Here is a 20,134-nt window from a genome sequence, read left to right as displayed (position 1 = left end):
ATGAATTTTATAAATATATTCAGGAGTGGGAGCGGTTTTTTGAAGAGAGGTACAATTTGTAGTAAATTGGTGTTGGATAGACTATCTAACTGCCTATACCGCCTCATGAAAAAATTAGTCTTGCTAGTGAGCGGCTGCCTACTAACCGCCTATGGATTCGCCCAATTACCTGTATCGGGCGGTCCCTTTATTTCCACTTCTTTTATGCCTAAAAAAGCCGATTCCACCGGGATCTACCCGCATTGTGTGGTGATGGGTGATTTTAACGGTGATGGTAAACCGGATTGGTTTGTTTCGCGCGGGAGTTCGTCAGTGAATTCCGTGGTGACCAATGCCAGCACGCCGGGGACTATCGCCTGGGGTACGCAGGTGGACCTGCCGGGGACCGCTTCAGATGAAGAAGGGGCCGCGGTAGGCGATCTGGATGGGGATGGCAAGCCGGATATTGTCGTGACAAATGGTATCGGCGCCAATTCGGTGTCGGTATATCGCAATACGAGTACGGGCGGAGCGATCTCTTTTGCGGCGAAAGTGGACTTTGCGGTGGTGAACGGTCCTTATGGGGTTGCGATCGGTGATCTTGACGGGGATGGGAAGCCCGACCTGGTGGTTGCCAACAATGGCGGTACACAAGTATCGTTTTTCCGAAATACGAGTGTGGCTGGCACCATTTCCTTTGCAACGCGGGTAGATATTAACGTTGGACCGGCGCCGTATGGCGTTGCAATAGGTGATCTGGACGGAGACGGAAAGGCCGACCTTGTGGTAAGTACACAGGGGTCGGGGGCTGCTTTATACGCGTTGCATAATACTTCGGTGACGGGTTCTATTTCTTTCGGAACGCCAATAGGGTTGGCGTCGGGCGGAGGGTTTACGATAGCCATTGGTGATCTTGACGGGGATGGGAAGCCCGATATTGCCGAGGCGGCGTTTTCTGCGGTAGTAGTGGTACGGAATCAATCGACCGCCGGCAGTCTTGTTTTTGGTGCGGCGCAGAATTTCTATAATGCCAGTTATACCGAGAGTGTGGCGATCAGCGACCTGGATGCGGATGGGAAGCTGGACATGGTGTGCGCCAACCGATTTAGCAATAACGTTTCCGCTTTTCATAATACCAGCCCCGGCGCCGGGACCATTACTTTTGATACGCACGTCGACTATGCAGTGGACCAGGACCCTTTGTGGGTGTCCGTCGGGGATGTGGATGGCGATGGGCGGCCCGACCTGTTGGTGGCCAACAGCAGCAGTACGAACGTGAGTCTCCTGCGTAATATCATCGGCGCCAATGTGGCGCCGGAGGTGACGGGGTTCTCCCCGACGAGCGGGGCAAGGGGAACGACTGTGACGATCACCGGCGTCAATTTGAACGGCGCGACGGCGGTGAGTTTTGGCGGGGTGCCTGCGGCTTCATTCTCCTTGAATTCTTCGACGAGTATTGCGGCTACTGTGGCGTCCGGGGCCAGCGGCAATGTGAGTGTGACGACGCCGTATGGTACGGTGACGATGCCGGGATTTACGTTTACGGGTCCGATTATCAGTGGCTTTAGTCCGGCTATTGGTGTTGCCGGAACGGTGGTGACGATAACAGGCTCGAATTTTACCGGGGCGACGGCGGTCACCTTTGACGGGGTGGCTGCGACTTCCTTTACGGTGACTTCCGCTACGAGCATAACGGCTACGGTCGGGGCTGGCGCGAGTGGCTTTGTGAAGGTGACCACCGCGTTGGGGACAGATTCGCTGAGTGGTTTTGTCTTTGATGTGCCCACCATTACGGCGATGACGCCTGTTTCGGGTATGGTGGGGAGCAGCGTGGTGCTGACGGGTACGAATCTTGGGGCTACTCCGGCGGATAATATTGTTTATTTCGGGGCTGTACAGGCGAAGGTGACGGCGGCGAGTGCGACGTCGTTGACGGTGACGGTGCCGGCAGGTGCGACCTACCAGCCGGTGAGTGTCACGACGCGTGGGCTTACGGCCTATACGTCGCAGCCTTTTCATGTTGTTTTCACAGTGGCCAACCCTACCATTACCAGCAGCTCGTTTGTGGTGGCCGGCCAGGTGTCGGGGAGTTCTGAGAGTGTCGCAGTGGGTGATCTCAATGGCGACGGCAAGCCCGATATTGTGTTTTCGAGTACTACAGAGAATCTCTTAACGGTGGTGCCCAATGCCAGTTCGCCCGGGCGGGTGCTTTTCGTGCATCCGTTTAATCTGGGGACAGGGTCCGGGCCCGGCAAAGTAGCGCTTGGCGACCTCGACGGCGATGGCAAGCTCGATATCGTAGTGGTGCTCTTCAATAGTGGGAATCAGAGTATGTTCTCCGTATACCGCAACACGAGTACGGGCGGGTCTATCAGCTTTGCCCCCCGGGTGGATTTTGCGACCGGCGACGGTTCGGTTGATGTCGTCCTGGCTGATATGAACGGGGATGGGAAGACGGATGTGCTGGTGCCCAGCGGGAATTCGGGCATCTTCTCGATCTTTTTGAACAATTCTTCGGGGCCGGGAGTAATCTCTTTTGCGCCGAAGGTCGACTTTACTGCGTTGAATCATTCCGATCATCTTGCGGTGGCCGACCTGGATAACGACGGGCGCCCTGATCTTTTTACCGCTAATTTCAGCGGGGACAATATTTCTGTGTATATGAATCAGAGTACCGGCGGTAGTCTCGTGCTAGGGAGCCCTGCTTATTATAGTTTAGCCCCGGGGGCGAACTCCACCTATATCGCGACGGCTGACCTGGATGGGGATGGTTTGCCTGATGTGGGGGTTTCGAATTTTTCTCTGAATACCATCAGCCTTTTCCGGAATACAAGCACGGCCGGGAATCCCTCGCTTTTCCTGACGGAGAATCTGACGCATCCGCCGACGACGCTTAGTTTCGCCGACCTGAACGGAGACGGTAAGATCGACCTCTGTTCGGGAGAACCGGCAACGGGTAAGTTCTCGGTGTTTCAGAATACGTCCGCCGGTGTAGGGTTGTTCTCCTTCGATAATAATGTCGATTTTAGTCCGGGCAGCTCAGATGTATCTACGGCGGTGGCTGATTTCGATGGTGATGGCAAACCCGACATACTATCTGTTAACGAGCCTTTGGGTACCATGATGGTGTGGCGCAACCGTATCGGGGATCCGGTGGTCACGTCGGTTGTTCCGGATAGTGCAATGAAAGGCCAGACGGTGACCATCAATGGAAACGGGTTTACGGGCGCTAGTGCTGTATTGTTTGGCGGATTGCCGGCTGACAGTTTTACGGTGGTGAATGCGACGACGATCCAAGCGGTGGTGGCCGGTGGTAGTTCGGGAAATGTAACGGTGGTGACTCCGATTGGGGCCGATACGCTGGCTGGATTCCGGTTCATCCCGCAGATAAAGGCCGGGGGGCCTGTTGTTATTTGCAGACAGGGGTCGGTGGTGCTGACGTCCAGTGCGACGACGGGGAACCAGTGGTATAAGAATGACACGGCGTTGACGGGAGATACTGCGGCGTCGGTGACGGCGACTGCCAGTGGCGTATATACGGTGAAGGTGACGGCCAATGGGATCACTACTACTGCCGACTCTGCCGTTACGGTGACTATCCTGAGCGGCGCCGCGCCGGTGATCACCTTTGAGAGTAATAATCTCCTATCGAGCGATTCGACGGGCAATCAATGGATGTTGAATGGTACGGCCATTCCCGGTGCGACGGGTAGTGTCTATCATCCGAACCAGACGGGTAGCTATACCGTTCAGGCTACGGTGGATGGATGTCCGACGGATGTTTCTACGCCTTTTGTGTTTGTGGCGAACGGGCTGGTTAATCTTGGGAATGGGCAATATATCAACCTATACCCCAACCCGGTGCACAACAGTTTGAATATCTACTGGAATATCAATAGTAATCCTATACTGGATATAGTTATCTCCGACTTTAGCGGGCGGCAGGTGCGGATGTTCAGCCATGCGACGAACGGGTCGGTGCTCGACGTTACAGGCATACCCAAGGGAGTTTATGATGTGCGGATATACAGTGAAGATGGATCGATTCACAGTACGGTGAAGATACTGAAGCTTTGATCGATTATTGATCCATCGGCTGCGGGTTACTCTATAGGCGAGTAGATGAGGATGGGGTCGCCGGGGTAGTAGGGAAACGCACACCAGCCAGTGCCTGAGCTGTCGATGACGTAGACCGTGGGTGCAAGCGTATGGACTCCGGTGATACCTGGGAGGGCCTCCTGTTGCGGAACAATTTCCCATACTTTTAGCAATTGGGTACCATAAGCTGTGGCGCTTCCCGGCTGGCTGGAGGCGTCGATGTAACCCAGTTGGGCAAAGAGGCAGGAATCCCGGTAATAGTAACCCGGGCGGCGGAGATGGGGGGCCGTATTCTGGAGGGAAAAGAGTGCAGCCTCATAGATCTTGAAGAAAAGGCTGCGCAGGCCCAGGAGAGTTTGGTGGGTGGTGGTATCACCGCTGGTGGGAGGGAAGGGGGCGGTGTTGCTGTTGGGCCTGTAAAAAACGCCGTTGCGGAAGGCCCAGTATCTGTATGAAGAGAAGACGGGCAGGCCGTTGAGAACGGGGGAGGCGTCGGCGTATTGGACGAACAGGTGAAAGCCGGAATCCACGACGGTATCGCCGCTGTACCAGGTGAATTGCAGGTTGTCCATTGAAAGGCCGTTGGCTCTGAAGAGGCTTTGGATGGTGTCGAGCTGGCCTTGTTTGAGATAGGAATAGGCCCCTGGCCCTGTATAGCGGATGATGCAGCCGTTGTCGTGGACGGAGGTTTTACAGGCAGTGCAATAGATGATCACGCCGAGGATAAGGACGGCTTGTTTCATGCTTTTTTGCGATTTGACAAATGAATAAGTTGAAACGTTGCATTAAGGGATTATCGATATCTTAGATAGATGAAGAATATCGAAATAACGAACACGGAGATACTTTCGGACAACTGGTATGTGCTCCGGAAGTTTACGTACAAATTTCAGCGAAACGGCGAATGGGTGACCCGGCAGCGGGAGGCGTATGACCGCGGTAATGGTGCGACCATCCTGTTGTACAACCGGCAGAAGGGGACGGTGATACTGACGCGGCAGTTCAGGCTGCCAACTTATGTCAATGGGAATCCGACGGGGATGCTGATCGAGGCTTGTGCGGGTTTGCTTGACAAGGACCATCCCGAGGTGGCCATCCGACGGGAGACGGAAGAGGAGACGGGGTATCAGTTGGGCGAAGTGGAAAAGGTTTTCGAGGCCTATATGTCACCGGGATCGGTGACGGAGGTGCTGTATTTTTTTATTGCGGAGTATACGCCTTTGATGAAAGTGAATGAGGGTGGAGGGCTGGAGCATGAGGAAGAAGACATCGAAGTGTTGGAGTTGCCGTTTGCGCGGGCGATGGAGATGATCGCTAGCGGGGAGATCAAGGATGGGAAGACGATCATGCTGTTGCAGCATGTGCGATTGAAGGGGGTGATGTGAGGGGGCTAGAGAGGGATTTGGGTTTGAGACGGGAATAAAGCAGTTTTTTATGATAAAGTATTTTTTGATTGTGGCGGCTTTGTTGGGTGGGCTGAGGGCTGGCGCCCAATCGTATCTGCAATTGCATGAGAAGGCGATTGTCGTGGATACACATAATGATGTGCTGTCGGCGGCGACCATAGAGCAAGGGCTTGACTTTGGCAATGACCTGACCGGAAAGACGCATACCGACCTGGCGCGGTTGAAGAAGGGTGGTGTGGATGTGCAGGTGTTTTCCATCTTCTGTGATGACCGGTTTGGGACGGGGAGCGCTTTTCATGCTGCCACGCGCGAGATCGATTCGTTGTATGCCATAGCGGCGCGTAACCCGGACAAGATGACTATCGTCACCGATGTGGCGGGTCTGGAGCGGGCAGTGAAGGCGCATAAGCTAGCGGCGATGATGGGTGTAGAAGGCGGGCATATGATCGAGGACCGGATGGATTACCTGGATAGCTTTTATGCACGGGGTGTCCGCTATATGACGCTTACCTGGAATAACAGCACTTCGTGGGCGACGTCGGCGATGGATGAGACCTCGAAGGCTTTTACGGTGACGCCTTATGGGCTGACGGAACGGGGGAAGGCCATTGTGCGGCATATGAACGAGCTGGGGATGCTGGTCGATCTTTCGCATGTGGGGGAAAAGACATTCTGGGATGTGATCCATACGGTGAACAAACCGGTGATCTGTAGTCACAGTTCGGTGTATGCGCTGTGCCCGGTATTTCGCAATTTGAAGGATGACCAGATAAAGGCCATTGGGCAGAATGGCGGGGTTATCCAGGTGAATTTTTATTCCGCGTTTCTGGATAGCAATTATCGGCGCGATTCGTTGCGGGCGCCGTTGTGGCTGCTGATCGATCATATCGATTATATTGTGAAATTGATTGGGCCGGATCATGTGGGGCTTGGGTCGGATTTTGATGGAATAGAGTCGCCGCCACAGCAGTTGGATGATGTCACGACGTACCCGCTGATCACGCGGGAGTTGTTGAAGCGGGGGTACAAGGATGCCGATATCAGGAAGATATTGGGAGGAAATTTTATTAGGGTGCTGAAAGCGAATAAGGTGAAATAGGATCAGGCGGGGTTCGGGTGATTGACGGGCAGGTAGACGACATAGCCACGTGGAGGAGCCCAGAAGTCGATGGCGCCGTCTGCGCCGGTGGTTTTTGGTTCGGGGGCGGCGGCGGTGTGATCGTGGCTGTACCAGGCGACGGGTTGGAAGAAGGTGTCGGGCCAGATAGTTTTGACACTGACGCCACTCCATTCGGCGGTGTTGTTGAGCACGAAGATCAGGCCGTGCTGGTTGCCGGCGCCGGTGCGTTGCATAATATAGAGATTGTCGTCGACGTGGAGGACATTGGTGGGCCCGCCGGCGTTGGACTCATGGGCTTTTACCAGTGCGTCGATGCCGTTAGGGGTGCCGGTACCGGCGAGGTTCCAGGTGTAGTAGTCCTGCCAAAAGACACAGGGATAGCCTTCATGAGTGAGGATATAGCCATACGCCAACATTTTATCATTGATGACCGGGTTGTTGCGAACAATGTCGTGATTTTCGACAAAGGTGACGGCCAGTGCGGGGTTATTGGCAAGAACGGTGTTGTCGGGACCGGTGGGGATGGACCGGCTTGTAGTGACGACGGCGGGCTGCGGTGTGGTGGCGACGCCCTCGGGATGCGGCTGGCCGTCGCCGGGATTCGGTTGGCTGTCCGTAGTTGCAGCATGTGCTGGCGAGGCCAGGAGCTCGCTGGTGGTGACGCCGCCCGGAGCGAGATTTTTCAGGCTGAAGCCGTAGTCGTCGCAGAGTCCGCGTAAGAGTTCGCGCAGGGGGAAGTCGAAGGCGGCACAGGGGTTGTCTGACCAGGCGTTGGTTTCAGCCAGCCAGTCGAGGATATCGCGATCGGTGTCCCAGCATTCGCCGACGCCAAAGGGGCGGTAGGGTTGGTCGATGCGGAGGCCCCGCAATTCCTGGATGGCACGGACCATCCAGCCGCCATAGCCTTTTACGCAGTCATAGCGGAAGCCGTCGATGCCGACCTGTTCGAGGAGGTAGCGGACGTATTCCAACAGTGCCGTATAGACGTCGGGGTTACGATGGCAGAGATCGGGCATATTGCCAAAGGTGAAGCCGTCGGTGGTCTCATAGTAGCTGGGGTGGAAGCATTCCCAGTTGCGGGGGAATTTACCGCTGACGGGGGTAAATTTTGTCCAGCCCATCTGTTTGGTCATGGGATTGAGCTCTTCCGCGTCGGCCCCGGAATTATGGTTAAAGACGAGATCGGCATATACGTCGAGCTGATGGGTGTGGGCTTCGGTGATGAGCGCAGTGAGCTGGTCTTTTGTGCCGAACCAGGTGGGGGTGTTGCCTTTCTGATCGAATTCCCCGAGATCCCAGTAGTCGTAGGGATCATAGCCCATGGAAGGACCGCCGATGTTTGCGGCTTTATAGAAGGGTGGGAGCCAGATGGCGGTGAATCCGGCGGTGGCCAGGGGCGCCATGCGGGGTTTGAGATAGATCCACCATTGATATTCCTGGTTTTCTGATTTTGGACAGTCCCAATAGAATGCCTGCATGATGACTCCCATAGCTTAAGGTTTGTGATGAATGAATGATATGAAGGTAGCCCAAACCGGGGAGACGGATTGGGAGTTTAGACCCGCGAGCGGGGGGCGATTGGGGAGCACAACGAAAAAATAACATTAAAGTGGTATTTTCCGGGAAGTATGAGTGGGGTACTTTTGTGTACCGTTGCTCACCTATCCTTAAACAAAACTTATTACGGACGGTTTTCACTTTCAGCCATCGGCGGATCCTCTTTTAAAGGGGACCGCCTTTCGCGTTTTAAGGGAATTTGGGTAGATTGGGTTGACTAAACCGGCTGATATTATGCAAAAAATGTATTTCTTTCTCCGGCTGAATCCCGTCAGGCCGGATTTTGTCCAGACGATGACCGATGAGGAAAAGGGGATCATGCAGCGGCATGCGCTCTATTGGCGGCAGTTTCAGCTTCAGGGGAAGATTGTGGTATACGGTCCGGTGATGGACCCGGCGGCGGCTTTTGGGATGGGGGTGGCGGTGGTGGATGCGGGCGGTGTTGCCGGAGTCGCAATGGCCGTGAGATGGGCCGGGTCAGTATTCATCCGAGAGGGCAAAAGTTTGTTTTCGGTACATCCATTGTCCGCCGGTGAAGTCGGGGAATGGGACAGTGATGTTGCCCAGTTCGATAGATTGTTCACTTAGCGGAGTGATGGCACTCCAGGCGGCGGCATCGTATACATCCTGGGGTGTCGGGGTCTTTCGTTTGATGGACTCGATGAAGGCGTGGATGACGAAGAAGTCCATGCCTCCGTGTCCTGCACCTTCCGCTTCGTTGTTCCAGCGCTTCCACAGGGGGTGGTCATATTTGTCCAGCCAGGTTTTTGCCGCATCCCATTCGTCTTCCTTTGCTGACTGTCCCTCTACGTAGATGCCACCCGCAACATCCATCCAAAGGCCGTTTGTTCCCTGGACACGGAAGCCAAGCGAATATGGCCGGGGGAGGTTTGTATCGTGTTGGAGAAGGATGGTCTCGCCGTTGGCGCAATTGATAGAGGTGGTGACGACATCGCCCAGTTTGAATCGCACTTTTGCGCTGGGGTGATCGTTACCGCAATGTCTGACGACATAATCGTGGAGGCCGCGGGATTTTGTAGAGAATGAGCAGAGAGTGGTGAACAGGTTGCCGCGGTTGATATCGATATAATGCGCCAGAGGACCGATGCCGTGTGTAGGATACAGATCGCCGTTACGATGTACGGAGTGTTCTGTCCGCCAGCGGGCTTCGGAAAAGGCTTTCTCGCCAAACTCGCAGCCGGCGCCACCACCGGGTTGTCCGTTGTTGAATTTTATTCCCTGCAGATTGTGCTGGTATCCGCCTTGCAGGTGGATGATCTCGCCGAAGAGGCCCTGCCGCACCATGTTGAGAACGGCCATGACGTTGCGCCGATAGCAGACGTTCTCGAGCATCATGACGTGGGCGTTGTATTTTTCGGCTGCTTTGACGACGTCCCAATGATCTTGCAGGGTGATACCGAGAATGACTTCAGTAGCAACATATTTCACTCCGGCTTCCAGTGAACCGACGATCATAGGTTTATGCCATTCCCAGGGAGTGGCGATGATGACACCATCCAATTGTTGTTGTTTGAGCATATCCTGCCAGGCATATGGAGAGCCGGTGTAGACCTGGGGCATCTTTTTACCGCTTTTTGTGACGAGGGATCTCGCGCGGGAGAGCATATAGTCATCGATGTCGCAGATGGCGATGAGGTCGACGTCGTCGCGGCGCAGCAGCAGGTGGAGGTGGCTTTGACCGCGCAGCCCGGTACCGATGATGGCGAGACGCACCTTCGGTCCTTCGAAGTGGAGAGGGGTGTCTTTTTGCGGGGTGGAGACCGGGGTATTGCGGGGGAGGGCCTGGGCTGTGGGAGTTGTGGCGAGGGCGAGGGCTGCCATGCTACTGTTGCGGAGGAACGTTTTCCTGTTCATGATGGGCGGCTATTTTGGTCAAACTTAAAGGAATCGGAAGGGATTTGGAGATGCAAACGATTGCTTAAAGTTGGGGATCCGCGCTGAGGGCTTGAGATGGTTAATTTTTGGTGTAATTGAGCATCCAGTTCATCCCGAATTTATCGGTGAGTTCGCCATAGGTGGAGCCCCAAAAACTTTGGTGGAGAGGCATTCTTATTTCGCCGCCGGCGGAAAGGTTATTGAAAAAGGTGTTGATCTCCTGGTCGGTGCTGCAGTTGAGGCAGAGTGCGACAGAGTTGCCTTGCTTTATGTTGGCGCCTATCATATCGGAGCCCAGCAGCAACAGCGTACCGTTGCGGGTGAGACTGCTATGGAGGATGTTGGCCCCGGCTGCGGAAGGCATCTGCGCCGCCATCGGGGACTCGGCTATTCTTTGCAGAGCCAGGTCGCCGCCGAGACATTGCTGGTAGAAGGTCATCGCTTCCCGGCAGCGGCCGTTGAAGTTGAGGTATACGTTGAGTTGAGTAGGCATGGCGCTGATTTACAGGATGAGGCGATCTTAGTTATTCGACGGAGCCGTTTCGGCGAACATCGGAACCATGCAGCGGACGTCGGCGGTGTTTATATATTCTTCCACGCCGACGGTGTAGGGGTGTACGCCCGGCGCCTCGACCAGTTGGCCAAAGGCCTTGCCGATGGAAGGGATATCGCTCATGAAATTGTGGACGAGGAGGCTTAGGTATTCGCCTTTTTTCAGGAGGTAGGTTTCCAGGCCTAATGCTTCCGCTTCGCCGGTATAGGTTTCATTTACAGCAGCCTTATAGACCATTCCGCCATGTCCGTCGGGCCAGGAGATGCCAAACAACCGGCGCTTGCCTTGTTGATCGGGAAAGATGTTCATGAGCTGCTGAAAGGCGGCCATTACCCCATCGGGGAAGCTCTTTGCGGAGACGCAGCAGAGCCGGATGTCGTTGTCCAGGTGAAAAGGTTCCATAAATTGTTGTTTTTTTTCTACATCAAAGCTAGTTCCTCCTTATGGCTTTTAAAATGTGCAAATCCGTCAATTAAAGGGGTTGTTTGCGCCAGCGAATGGGCCTATCTTTATAGTGCCTTGACCAGGGCCACCCGGAATCCGGGGCCCCGGATGAAACTCAAAAAACGAGCGCTATGAAGCATATTGCCATCCTTGTCCCGGAGACCGCTGTAGTGGAAGCCGTCGCGGATCCCCGTTATATCTTTACGGCCATTAACGAATTTTTAAAAAGCGCCGATAAGCCTCCTGTCTTTTATGTGCAGCTGGTGGGTCTTTCACCCGAGGTGCGGGTGACGGATGGGCTTTTCTCCATTCACACGGATGCCGTGCTTTCCACTGCCCGGAAGCCGGACCTTATCATCATCCCTGCTGTCAGCGGCAACCTGGATACGGCGATGCGGCTGAACCGGGATTTTGTGCCATGGATAGTTGAGCAGTATAAGAGTGGAGCGGAAGTGGCCAGTCTTTGCCTTGGCGCTTTTCTCCTGGCCGAGACCGGATTGGTCAATGGCAAATCCTGTTCGACCCACTGGCTTTTTGCTAATGAATTCAGGAGCCGGTATCCCGATGTCGATCTGGTGGATAACAAGATCGTCACGGATGAGAACGGGCTTTATTCCAGCGGCGGTGCGAATTCCTACTGGAATTTATTGTTGTACCTGGTGGAGAAATATACCGATCGGGAGATGGCTATCCTGGCTTCCAAATTCTTTGTACTGGATATCGATCGTAGCAGCCAGTCTCCTTTCAGCATCTTTAAAGGGCAGAAGATCCATAATGACCCCGACATCGTGCGGGTGCAGGAATTTATCGAGTCCAACTACCAGGATAAGATCACGGTGGATGAGTTGTGTGAGAAGTTTGGGATCGCCCGCCGGACGTTTGAGCGGCGGTTTAAAAAGGCCACCAACAATACCGTGCTGGAATACTGGCAGCGAGTGAAGATAGAGGCGGCCAAGCGACAGTTGGAGATGAGCCGCAAGACGGTGGGTGAAGTGATGTATGAGGTGGGGTATAATGATACGAAAGCATTTAGGGATATATTCAAGAAGGTGACGTCGATGTCGCCTGTGGATTACCGGAATAAGTATAATAAAGAGGCGTTGAATTAAGTTGTCCGGCTTGGCGGCTCCATTCATAGGGGAGGTGAACCTAAGCTCGCAGCCAGCGCGACCGATATTCTTTGGGCGATCCTGGTGTTGCATGAATAATGATGCCGGGGAGTAAGTTGAACGGATTTGAACCGCGTTTGAACGGGGGTGACGGAAGGAGCAGGGCAACTTTGTAGAAAAAGCTATGAAAAGAATGCTCTTTCTCGTCGGGGGGATGTTGGCCTGGGGAGTGGCGGTTGTTGCGCAGTCAAAAGTCGTTACGCAGTCGAAGCCGGTGCCGGTGTCCTTGCGGCCCGAACATTGGACGTACAGGCCGGGGGCGGTGCAATTTGATGACAGCGCCGGGGTGGCAAGGATGAAGGTGGTGGATGGCCGCGGGTATGTAGTGTTGAAAAATGTCGATTTTGGGGATGGAACGATCGAGTTTGACGATATCCCGACAGATCCCTCTTTTTCACAGATCTATTTCCGGTGGCAGGACAGCCTGGAGGCTGAATGCTTTTATTTTCGGACGGCGCGGGGCGTGGGGCATCCGTATGCCATGACGGGGGTGCAGTATACACCGATAGTGAAGGGGGTGATGATGTGGGATGCGCTTCCGCAGTATCAGACTTTTGCCACCTATCAGAACCAGACGGCCAACCATGTGAAAATTGTGCTGTCGGGGGCGCGGATGCGGGTGTGGGTGAACAACATGGAGCGGCCGACGCTCGAGGTAACGCGAATGGAAGGTAATACGACGCATGGTACGCTGGCTTTTGCGGGTGAGGCGATCGTCTCCAACCTGGTGTTAAAGCCAGGGCAGGTGGAGGGGCTTTCGCCGGTGGCGGGCCCCGATGAGACGGAATACGATCCGCGTTATCTGCGGCACTGGCAGGTGGGCGAGCCGGATACGATGCAGGAGGCGATGGGAGCCAGGGTTACCGGTTTGGCTAAAAGGGAGGTGGACTGGAAGCCGATGAATGCCGAGCGCCGGGGGTTTGTTAACCTGAGTCGAACTTATGGCGGAGGCAGGCAGTACAGGAGTATCTGGTTGAAGACGACGATTCATGCGGAGGCTGCGAGGACGGTGCAGATGCGGCTGGGTTTTCTCGATGATGTGGCGGTGTTTGTGAATGACCGGTTGGTCTATGTCGATAAGAACTATTTCGGGACGCCGATAGCGAAAGTTCCGAATGGGCGGATGTCGCTGGAGAATGCGACTTTCAGCATCCCGTTGCAGGCGGGGGATAATGTACTGATGATGCGGGTGGGGAATAATTTTTATACGTGGGGTATAGTGGCGAGGCTGGATGACCTGGATGGGTTGAGTATTGAAAGGTGAGGGATGGGCGGGGCGGCATTTGCACGGATTTTTATGGGATGTGGAAAAAAAATTTTTATCGAGCGTTGCTTGCGCGGTTATACAATATTTGTCGCAGTTATCAGAATTTTCCACACGGCGGTTTATTGATCCGGCACACGCATGATGGTTAGAAATGAGGACGTTGCTTATGGTTTAAGCGAATGTTACTAGGAGAATTGAAGAAATTATTCTTTATTTGAATATTCGATTCCTACCCGTGTAACCTTTCCTGATCATTAGTAACATTTAAACTCTAAAATTCACTTATGAGACCTTCATCCGTAAAGCTTATACTGCTTTGCATTGCAACCAATTGTTTACTTTTCTCCATTTCCGGACTTGGTCAAAACGGCGGTAATAATTTTCCTTCCATCGGTAATGTCACCGTGGGCACTTCTTCTTCTCCCAATACGTTAACCGTCAACGGCACACTTATAACCAATGGAACGATAACCCAAAGCGGGGGGACGCCTTCCAGTTCGACCGGGTTCAGCACGTACATGGTGACGAATACCAATATTCCCGGATCATCCGTCAATATGAATCCAGGGCTGCTGGTATATGGCGATCGATGGTTTGATTATGGTATCGACCTGGGTTATAATTACGCTTGCAGCAGATATAGAACGAGAATATTTTCGCCAATGGCAGCAGATGTTGCTCTCAGTTATATCAATGAGACGGGTACGATCCCTACCAGCCATAGTCAGTTTAGCGACGGGTTGGTCATGTTGGGCGGGAGCGGCAATATATTGATCGGTAAGCTTACACAAACCAATTCTGTCTATAAGCTGGACGTAGGTGGTCAGGCGAGGGCCAACGAAATGACGGTCAATACGACGGGGGCGGATTTTGTATTCGATCCGGGGTATGCTTTGCCTCTTTTGTCGGAGGTTGCCGCTTATGTAAAGGCTCATCATCATCTGCCGCAGGTTGAACCGGCTGCGGAGATGGAAAAAAACGGGCTGGACCTTGGGAATAACCAGATAAAACTACTGCAAAAGGTGGAGGAACTCACCTTGTATGCCATCAAGGCGGACGAACAGATCAAGCAGCTGCAGGAGACTAATGCGAAGCAGGCGAACATCCTGCAGGAAGAGCAGCGGATGTTGGAAGAGCAGCGGAAGTTGTTGTTGAAATTGCAAGCCAGATTGGATAGTAAGCAATAAAATAAACCTTCTAAACCCTCCTTCCCATGAGACACCCCGGTCTGAGGCTTGTCGGCCTGATCGCTTGCTTAGCCGCATCGCTGGCAGCGGCTTCACAGGAACTGCCCGGCAATGCTGATTTGAAGAAATTGCAGTCTTCCTACCAGGAAGTTGGCAATGACCTGGATCGGCAATCGCTGAAGGTATTGGAAAATCTTCGTGAAAAGGAAAACCGTTTCCAGAAAAAATTAGCCGGCCGTGACAGCACAGGGGCGAAAACTTGCCTGACTCAGGCTGAATCTGCTTATGACCGGCTGGCCGCCCGGCTTAAGTCTCCCTCCGCTAACGCTTCGCTGAAAGAATATATCCCGGGTCTTGACAGCATGCAAACGGCAGTTGGTTTCCTTCTTAGCAATGGGTCAGCGTTCCCTGCCGGGAAATTAGCGCAGTTGCAGGGGCTTTCCTCCCAGCTGCAGCAGTTGGAAGGCAAGATCCAGGGGGCCAACGAAGTGCAGGACTTCGTTCGGCAAAGGGAGCAGGTATTGAAAGCGCAGTTGGGCCGGTATGGGTTTGAGAAGGAGCTGACCAGCGTAAACAGGCAGGTGTATTACTATCAGCAACGGCTGCAGCAATATAAGACGGCGTTGAATGACCGCGAAAAAGCGAAGGAGCTGCTGTTGAGTGGTGTGAGCCGGCTTCCTGGCTTCCAGCGTTATATGCAGAAGTATGGAATGCTGGCGAGGCTGTGTCCGGCGCCGGCTGATGCCGCTTCTACAAAGACCCTGGCAGGGCTGCAGACCAGTGACCAGGTTCGTCAGCAGATCAGCCATCTTACAGGAGTGCAAACCGATGGAGGCAATAAAGGTAACGCAGGGCAATACCTGGAGCAACAGGCACAGGCAGCGCAAGGGGAGCTGGATAAGCTTAAGGGCAAGCTGAATCAGCTGGGCGCCTCGAGTGGCAGTACCAATATGACCATGCCGGATTTTCAGCCGGACGGCCAGAAGGCGAAGAAATTCCTGCAAAGGCTGGAATTCGGCTGGAATTTGCAATCTCAGGGCTCATCTCACGTGCTGCCCGCTGCAACCGATTTCGGTCTTAGCCTGGGTTACCGGCTCAGCGACAAGGCCAGCTTGGGAATAGGCGGCAGCTACCGTCTGGGCTGGGGCAGCAGCATCAATCATATCCAACTCAGCAACGAGGGGCTAGGACTCCGCAGCTATGTCGATATCAAGGCGAAGGGCAGCATCTGGATCAGCGGCGGAATGGAATATAATTATTTCCAGGCCTTCCAAAGCCTGCGGCAGCTTGATCCGCGCATAGCGGCCTGGAAGGGAAGTGCCCTGCTTGGGCTGACAAAGAAATACAATATCGGCAGGAAGAAAGAGGGACGGATGCAGCTGCTGTACGATTTTCTCGCCGACCGGCAGATACCTCGCACCCAGCCCCTGCAATTCAGGGTGGGGTGCAGCTTATAGTCTTCAAATCCATTCGTCTTAATTAAGTTAAAAGGAAAATGATAAAGAGATTGTTGTTGCCGATCGCCCTGATCTTTATTGCCAGGACCTGTATGGCACAAGCCGCGGCCGCGGATGTTTTCTCACAGCTGAGCCAGTCGCCGGTGCAGACTCCAAATGGCGCCTCGCTGGCGAAATATGTGGAATACCCCGTGAGCTATTTTAACGGCACTCCGGATATCTCGCTGCCGATCTACGAGATCCGTTCAGGAGACATCGACCTGCCTATTACCCTGAGCTATCATGCCGGAGGGATAAAGGTCAGCGAAGAGGCGAGCTGGGTTGGCCTGGGCTGGACGTTGAATGCCGGGGGCAGTATTATCCACGATGTAAAAGGGCTGGACGATTGGCAGGCCGGACCGACAAAATCCTGTTACAATAAGGTCTTTCCTTATGCATCAGGTAACACCTATCAATCTACTTTTACCTGGGTCAACGATTGGGTGTACAATTCTACTATTTACGATCCTTCAGGTAATTCTTATACCGCCAGCAATCTTTTTTCCGTGTTGAACTCTGCCCCTTCGACAACTGACTGCGAGCCTGATCTCTACCTGTATAATTTTGGAGGCCACACCGGTAAATTCTTTTGGACAAATGGTATAGGGGGCAACCTTGTGGACCTGAACCACAACAACATAAAGTTCACCAACAATGGTACGAGCATCACGGCCGTGGCCCCTGATGGATATACTTATGTCTTCGCGCAACCCGAGAAGACCCTTTCCCAGGCGTATCCCAGCATACCCACCACTCTGGCCTGGTACCTGACCCAGATAATCAGTCCCAAAGGTAAGACGATCACCTTCCAGTATGCCAGCTTCTATAACCTTTATACGAATAACGGGTGGAGCAACGCATTCGAGAGCATGAGCAATGCCACTATTTTCGAGAACGGTGACTATGTGGCGCAGCTACCGAATATGAACGAGCAGTATGTGAACGATTACCCGATCGCGGTTGGTTCCTATTGCTCGGCCCCGACCCTCACCAACGGCGTCCCTATCTTCAACAGCCCCTACAACCAGGAGTTCTATCTCGATAAGATAATATTCGATGACGGCTATATCCAATTTCAGAAAGGGCCCCGCAATGACCTCTATGGCGCCAAACTCGACGCCATCAATATTTACAGGTCGGACAACAGCCTGGTCAAGAGCATCAATTTCAACTATGGCTATTTCACATCGCAGAAGGGCAACGATCAATTCGATGTCACCAGTTATCTCGGTCTAAAGAACGCCTATCCGCCCGATTACCGCGCTAACCGTCTTCAGCTCTCCTATATCCAGAAAGATGGTGGTGTATATTCTTTCTCTTACTATACCGGCAGTAATGGGTACACGCTTCCTTACAAAAGCTCTTATCAGCAGGATTATTGGGGATATTACAACAACCAGACTACCAATACCACTCTGATCCCCGATTTCTCGCTTTACTCCAATGTGCAACCGCTGCCTTCCGACCTGCAATCCTTCACCGGGGCCAACAGGATGGTGAATGCAACCTATGCAGTGCAAGGCAGCTTGCAAAAGATCACCTATCCAACAGGCGGAAGCACAGAGTTCGACTATGAATCTAACAGCTTCAGTAATTTTGAGTACGGGCAGGCCAATCAGGTGCAACAGGTGACGGCATCCGTTTACGACGTGGGGGTGGGCACGCAAACAACCTATTTCACGCTTTCCGCCGCTACATTGGTCAATATCAACGGGCTTTTGTTCTGTAACAGTTCGGCGGATGACAATACGAGCAACGGTACGACCTATGACTGCGTGGGCTTCATTGCCGGCAATCCCTCGAACAGTCTTTATGTCTCTTTGACGCAGGTGGATCCGACCACGCACGCCCCACTTAATAACGGTAATTATATTATCTGGGATGTGAATACTCCTATCGTTTCGGCGGGGCACGGTGTCTTTACCATCACTAACCTTTCCCTGGCAGCGGGGACCTACCAACTGCTGGCCAATTACCCTGACAATAAGGCGCCAGGCAGCGTCGGCACCAAGTTTGCGGATATCGGCCTGTCCTACTACCAGCAGGTTCCGCCCGCTCCCGGCCAGCAGGCGATCGGCGGTGGACTTCGGGTAAATGCCATCAAGAATTTCGACCCGCTAACCAATCAGACCATCGAAAGGGATTTCTCCTATGCCCCCGGGGTTATCATGCACTACCCAATGTTTTACTATAGTTCCCAGGACAATTATATCTTCACCGTGACAAACAGTTTAGGGGATAGTAAGGTCACCGATTTTTACAATTGCGTGTGGCGAACGGATTACATGTACAATTCGCCAGTGCTACCCTATTCCCTCTCGGCTAATGGCAGCGCGGTCGGTTATCCCACCGTCACCGAGACCGTGAGCGGCGGCAGCAACGGTAAAACGGAGTACGATTTCGTCTGCAATGCGGACCATTTTGCCGGGGATTTTAATAATTATCTGCCCGGCACCCCTACTACTCCACAGCTGGACAATGGTTTTCTCCTACATAAGATAGATTATAACGGCGCTGGCCAAACTCTCCGGGAGGTCGACAATTTTCAGACGATAGGGCTTACACAGACCTATTGGAACTTTAAATACCGGACCCATGACCACAATGGTGGCGGATGTAAGGATGGTACTTGTAGCCAGGGGACCGGATCTTCCGAAGACGGAATTACGGATTTTTTCAACAGCGGCCAGTTCTCTTTTTATCCCGTACAGATCGGAAAACTTTTGACGCAAACGACAAGGGAGACCGACTATACTACGGGGGGCTCCGTGCAAACGACCAAACAGTTTACCTATAACGGTAATGGCGACCCGCAGACCAGCACTATGACCAGCAGCAATGGGACGGTGCTAGAGACGGACTTTGCTTACGCGCCCGACTATACCGGGGTCAGCTCGGGGTTCATTGCCCAGATGAATGCCCAGAACATGATCAGCATCCCCATCGAAACCCTGGTAAAAAGGAATGGCAATGTCTTCGATGGTACCTATACTACCTATCGCAGCCACGATAATATCCTCACTCCCAACCAGGTCTATAAGATCGAGACCAATTCGCCGCAGAATATCACCTCCAGCGCGCCCTCGGGTAATCTGCCTTCGCAGTTCCAGCTCAAGGGAGCAGTAGACTTCGATGCTAACGGCAACATGACCTATTCGCAACCGGCTTATGACATCTATACCAGTTATCTCTGGGGCTATAATAATAGCCGGCCTGTAGCCACCGTTGCCGGCGCCCAGCAAAAAGACATCTTTTACAATGGTTTCGAGAATACCGACGGTAACGGTTCGGTGGGTGACTCCAAAGCCGGCCAGCTGAGCCGTACGGGTGGATACAGCATCACGCTGAGCAACCTGACTAATACTAACTATAATCTTTCCTACTGGCAAAAGAATGGCGGGACCTGGACCCTACAAAGCTCTGTCGTCGCCGTGACCACGGGCAGCTATACCATCAGCGTTTCCGGCCAGGTGGATGAGCTGCGCTTCTACCCTGCCAGCGCACAGATGACCAGCTATACTTATGATCCGGTGGTCGGTCTGACTTCCGTGTGTGACAAAAGCGACCATTTCAACTATTACTCCTACGATCAATATGGACGGCTGGTCACGGTGATGGATCAAAATGGCAATATCGTAAAACAATACGACTATGAGTACGGGAATAGCCAGGAAAGCTGTATGATGCCTTTGATCACCAATATCACCGTGAGCGGGGCTACGCTCACGATAAGCTACACCTATAATACCGGGAGCACGACCTGCCTTGCGCTGGTCACGGATCAGACGACAGGTGCTACATCGTCGACCACATTGAATTGCAATGGCAGCGGGACGGTTACCGTGGCCAATACGGGACGACAGTATTCCGTAAAGATCCTCAATGCGGGGCCCAACTGCTCAAGTGGGATATTATCCAGTCCCTATATCGTTAATGTACCTTAAATCACCAATAAGGAAGCA

The 20,134-nt window shown here is 53.3% G+C and carries 14 protein-coding genes; 8 read left to right on the top strand and 6 right to left on the bottom strand.

What is annotated here, in order from left to right; genetic code table 11:
- The first annotated feature begins 105 nt into the window (after positions 1–105).
- Complete coding sequence (locus IEY39_RS23785; RefSeq protein WP_188936415.1) at positions 106–4,056, top strand: T9SS type A sorting domain-containing protein; 3,951 nt, start codon at positions 106–108, stop codon at positions 4,054–4,056.
- Between the two features lie 26 nt (positions 4,057–4,082).
- Here the strand turns inward: IEY39_RS23785 and IEY39_RS23780 are convergent, their stop codons facing one another.
- The gene (locus IEY39_RS23780) at positions 4,083–4,820 is read right to left on the bottom strand and encodes a hypothetical protein (protein WP_188936413.1); all 738 of its coding nucleotides are present in this window, start codon (positions 4,818–4,820) and stop codon (positions 4,083–4,085) included.
- Between the two features lie 69 nt (positions 4,821–4,889).
- Between IEY39_RS23780 and nudK the strand changes: the two genes are divergently transcribed.
- Both nudK and IEY39_RS23770 read left to right on the top strand, forming a co-directional pair.
- The gene (gene nudK / locus IEY39_RS23775) at positions 4,890–5,462 is read left to right on the top strand and encodes a GDP-mannose pyrophosphatase NudK (RefSeq protein WP_188936411.1); all 573 of its coding nucleotides are present in this window, start codon (positions 4,890–4,892) and stop codon (positions 5,460–5,462) included.
- 49 nt (positions 5,463–5,511) lie between these two features.
- The gene (locus IEY39_RS23770) at positions 5,512–6,582 is read left to right on the top strand and encodes a dipeptidase (protein ID WP_188936409.1); all 1,071 of its coding nucleotides are present in this window, start codon (positions 5,512–5,514) and stop codon (positions 6,580–6,582) included.
- A 2-nt stretch (positions 6,583–6,584) separates the two neighbouring features.
- Here IEY39_RS23770 and IEY39_RS29930 read toward each other — a convergent pair whose 3' ends face one another.
- The 5 genes from IEY39_RS29930 to IEY39_RS23745 form a co-directional block, all read right to left on the bottom strand.
- Positions 6,585–8,093 carry an alpha-amylase family glycosyl hydrolase gene (locus IEY39_RS29930; protein ID WP_229689061.1) on the bottom strand — a complete coding sequence of 503 codons (1,509 nt, stop codon included), beginning with the start codon at positions 8,091–8,093 and terminating at the stop codon, positions 6,585–6,587.
- 423 nt (positions 8,094–8,516) lie between these two features.
- Entirely contained in the window at positions 8,517–8,648 is a 132-nt protein-coding gene (locus tag IEY39_RS30105; protein WP_262892879.1) for a hypothetical protein, read from the bottom strand.
- A complete protein-coding gene (locus tag IEY39_RS23755; protein WP_188936405.1) occupies positions 8,638–10,035 on the bottom strand; it encodes a Gfo/Idh/MocA family protein in 1,398 nt (465 codons plus the stop codon). The genes IEY39_RS30105 and IEY39_RS23755 overlap by 11 nt, the downstream gene beginning before the upstream one ends.
- A 100-nt stretch (positions 10,036–10,135) precedes the next feature.
- Positions 10,136–10,549, bottom strand: coding sequence for a VOC family protein (locus IEY39_RS23750; protein ID WP_188936403.1), 414 nt, complete (start codon positions 10,547–10,549; stop codon positions 10,136–10,138).
- Positions 10,550–10,576: 27 nt separating this feature from the next.
- Entirely contained in the window at positions 10,577–11,011 is a 435-nt protein-coding gene (locus tag IEY39_RS23745) for a transcriptional regulator (RefSeq protein WP_188936402.1), read from the bottom strand.
- Between the two features lie 173 nt (positions 11,012–11,184).
- Between IEY39_RS23745 and IEY39_RS23740 the strand changes: the two genes are divergently transcribed.
- From IEY39_RS23740 to IEY39_RS23720, 5 genes are all read left to right on the top strand, one after another.
- Positions 11,185–12,162: a GlxA family transcriptional regulator gene (locus tag IEY39_RS23740; RefSeq protein WP_188936400.1), complete on the top strand. Its 978-nt coding sequence runs from the start codon at positions 11,185–11,187 to the stop codon at positions 12,160–12,162.
- A gap of 184 nt (positions 12,163–12,346) precedes the next feature.
- Positions 12,347–13,486, top strand: a complete 1,140-nt coding sequence (locus tag IEY39_RS23735; RefSeq protein ID WP_188936398.1) for a hypothetical protein — start codon at positions 12,347–12,349, stop codon at positions 13,484–13,486.
- Positions 13,487–13,773: 287 nt separating this feature from the next.
- Positions 13,774–14,676, top strand: a complete 903-nt coding sequence (locus IEY39_RS23730; protein ID WP_188936396.1) for a hypothetical protein — start codon at positions 13,774–13,776, stop codon at positions 14,674–14,676.
- A 26-nt stretch (positions 14,677–14,702) separates the two neighbouring features.
- The gene (locus IEY39_RS23725; protein ID WP_188936394.1) at positions 14,703–16,133 is read left to right on the top strand and encodes a hypothetical protein; all 1,431 of its coding nucleotides are present in this window, start codon (positions 14,703–14,705) and stop codon (positions 16,131–16,133) included.
- A gap of 38 nt (positions 16,134–16,171) precedes the next feature.
- Positions 16,172–20,116 carry an RHS repeat domain-containing protein gene (locus IEY39_RS23720; protein WP_188936393.1) on the top strand — a complete coding sequence of 1,315 codons (3,945 nt, stop codon included), beginning with the start codon at positions 16,172–16,174 and terminating at the stop codon, positions 20,114–20,116.
- The last annotated feature ends 18 nt before the right edge of the window (positions 20,117–20,134 follow it).

Source organism: Puia dinghuensis (assembly GCF_014642875.1).
Lineage (GTDB): Bacteria > Bacteroidota > Bacteroidia > Chitinophagales > Chitinophagaceae > Puia > Puia dinghuensis.
This window is presented reverse-complemented; position numbering and strand designations above follow the sequence as displayed.

Excerpts from the sequence above, each read along its gene's own strand:
- IEY39_RS23785 (WP_188936415.1), top strand. The coding sequence starts at position 106 with ATGAAAAAATTAGTCTTGCTAGTGAGCGGCTGCCTACTAACCGCCTAT.
- IEY39_RS23725 (WP_188936394.1), top strand. The coding sequence starts at position 14,703 with ATGAGACACCCCGGTCTGAGGCTTGTCGGCCTGATCGCTTGCTTAGCC.
- IEY39_RS23755 (WP_188936405.1), bottom strand. The coding sequence starts at position 10,035 with ATGAACAGGAAAACGTTCCTCCGCAACAGTAGCATGGCAGCCCTCGCC.
- IEY39_RS23745 (WP_188936402.1), bottom strand. The coding sequence starts at position 11,011 with ATGGAACCTTTTCACCTGGACAACGACATCCGGCTCTGCTGCGTCTCC.
- IEY39_RS29930 (WP_229689061.1), bottom strand. The coding sequence starts at position 8,093 with ATGGGAGTCATCATGCAGGCATTCTATTGGGACTGTCCAAAATCAGAA.
- IEY39_RS23770 (WP_188936409.1), top strand. The coding sequence starts at position 5,512 with ATGATAAAGTATTTTTTGATTGTGGCGGCTTTGTTGGGTGGGCTGAGG.
- IEY39_RS30105 (WP_262892879.1), bottom strand. The coding sequence starts at position 8,648 with ATGAATACTGACCCGGCCCATCTCACGGCCATTGCGACTCCGGCAACA.
- IEY39_RS23735 (WP_188936398.1), top strand. The coding sequence starts at position 12,347 with ATGAAAAGAATGCTCTTTCTCGTCGGGGGGATGTTGGCCTGGGGAGTG.
- IEY39_RS23750 (WP_188936403.1), bottom strand. The coding sequence starts at position 10,549 with ATGCCTACTCAACTCAACGTATACCTCAACTTCAACGGCCGCTGCCGG.
- IEY39_RS23730 (WP_188936396.1), top strand. The coding sequence starts at position 13,774 with ATGAGACCTTCATCCGTAAAGCTTATACTGCTTTGCATTGCAACCAAT.
- IEY39_RS23780 (WP_188936413.1), bottom strand. The coding sequence starts at position 4,820 with ATGAAACAAGCCGTCCTTATCCTCGGCGTGATCATCTATTGCACTGCC.
- nudK (WP_188936411.1), top strand. The coding sequence starts at position 4,890 with ATGAAGAATATCGAAATAACGAACACGGAGATACTTTCGGACAACTGG.
- IEY39_RS23720 (WP_188936393.1), top strand. The coding sequence starts at position 16,172 with ATGATAAAGAGATTGTTGTTGCCGATCGCCCTGATCTTTATTGCCAGG.
- IEY39_RS23740 (WP_188936400.1), top strand. The coding sequence starts at position 11,185 with ATGAAGCATATTGCCATCCTTGTCCCGGAGACCGCTGTAGTGGAAGCC.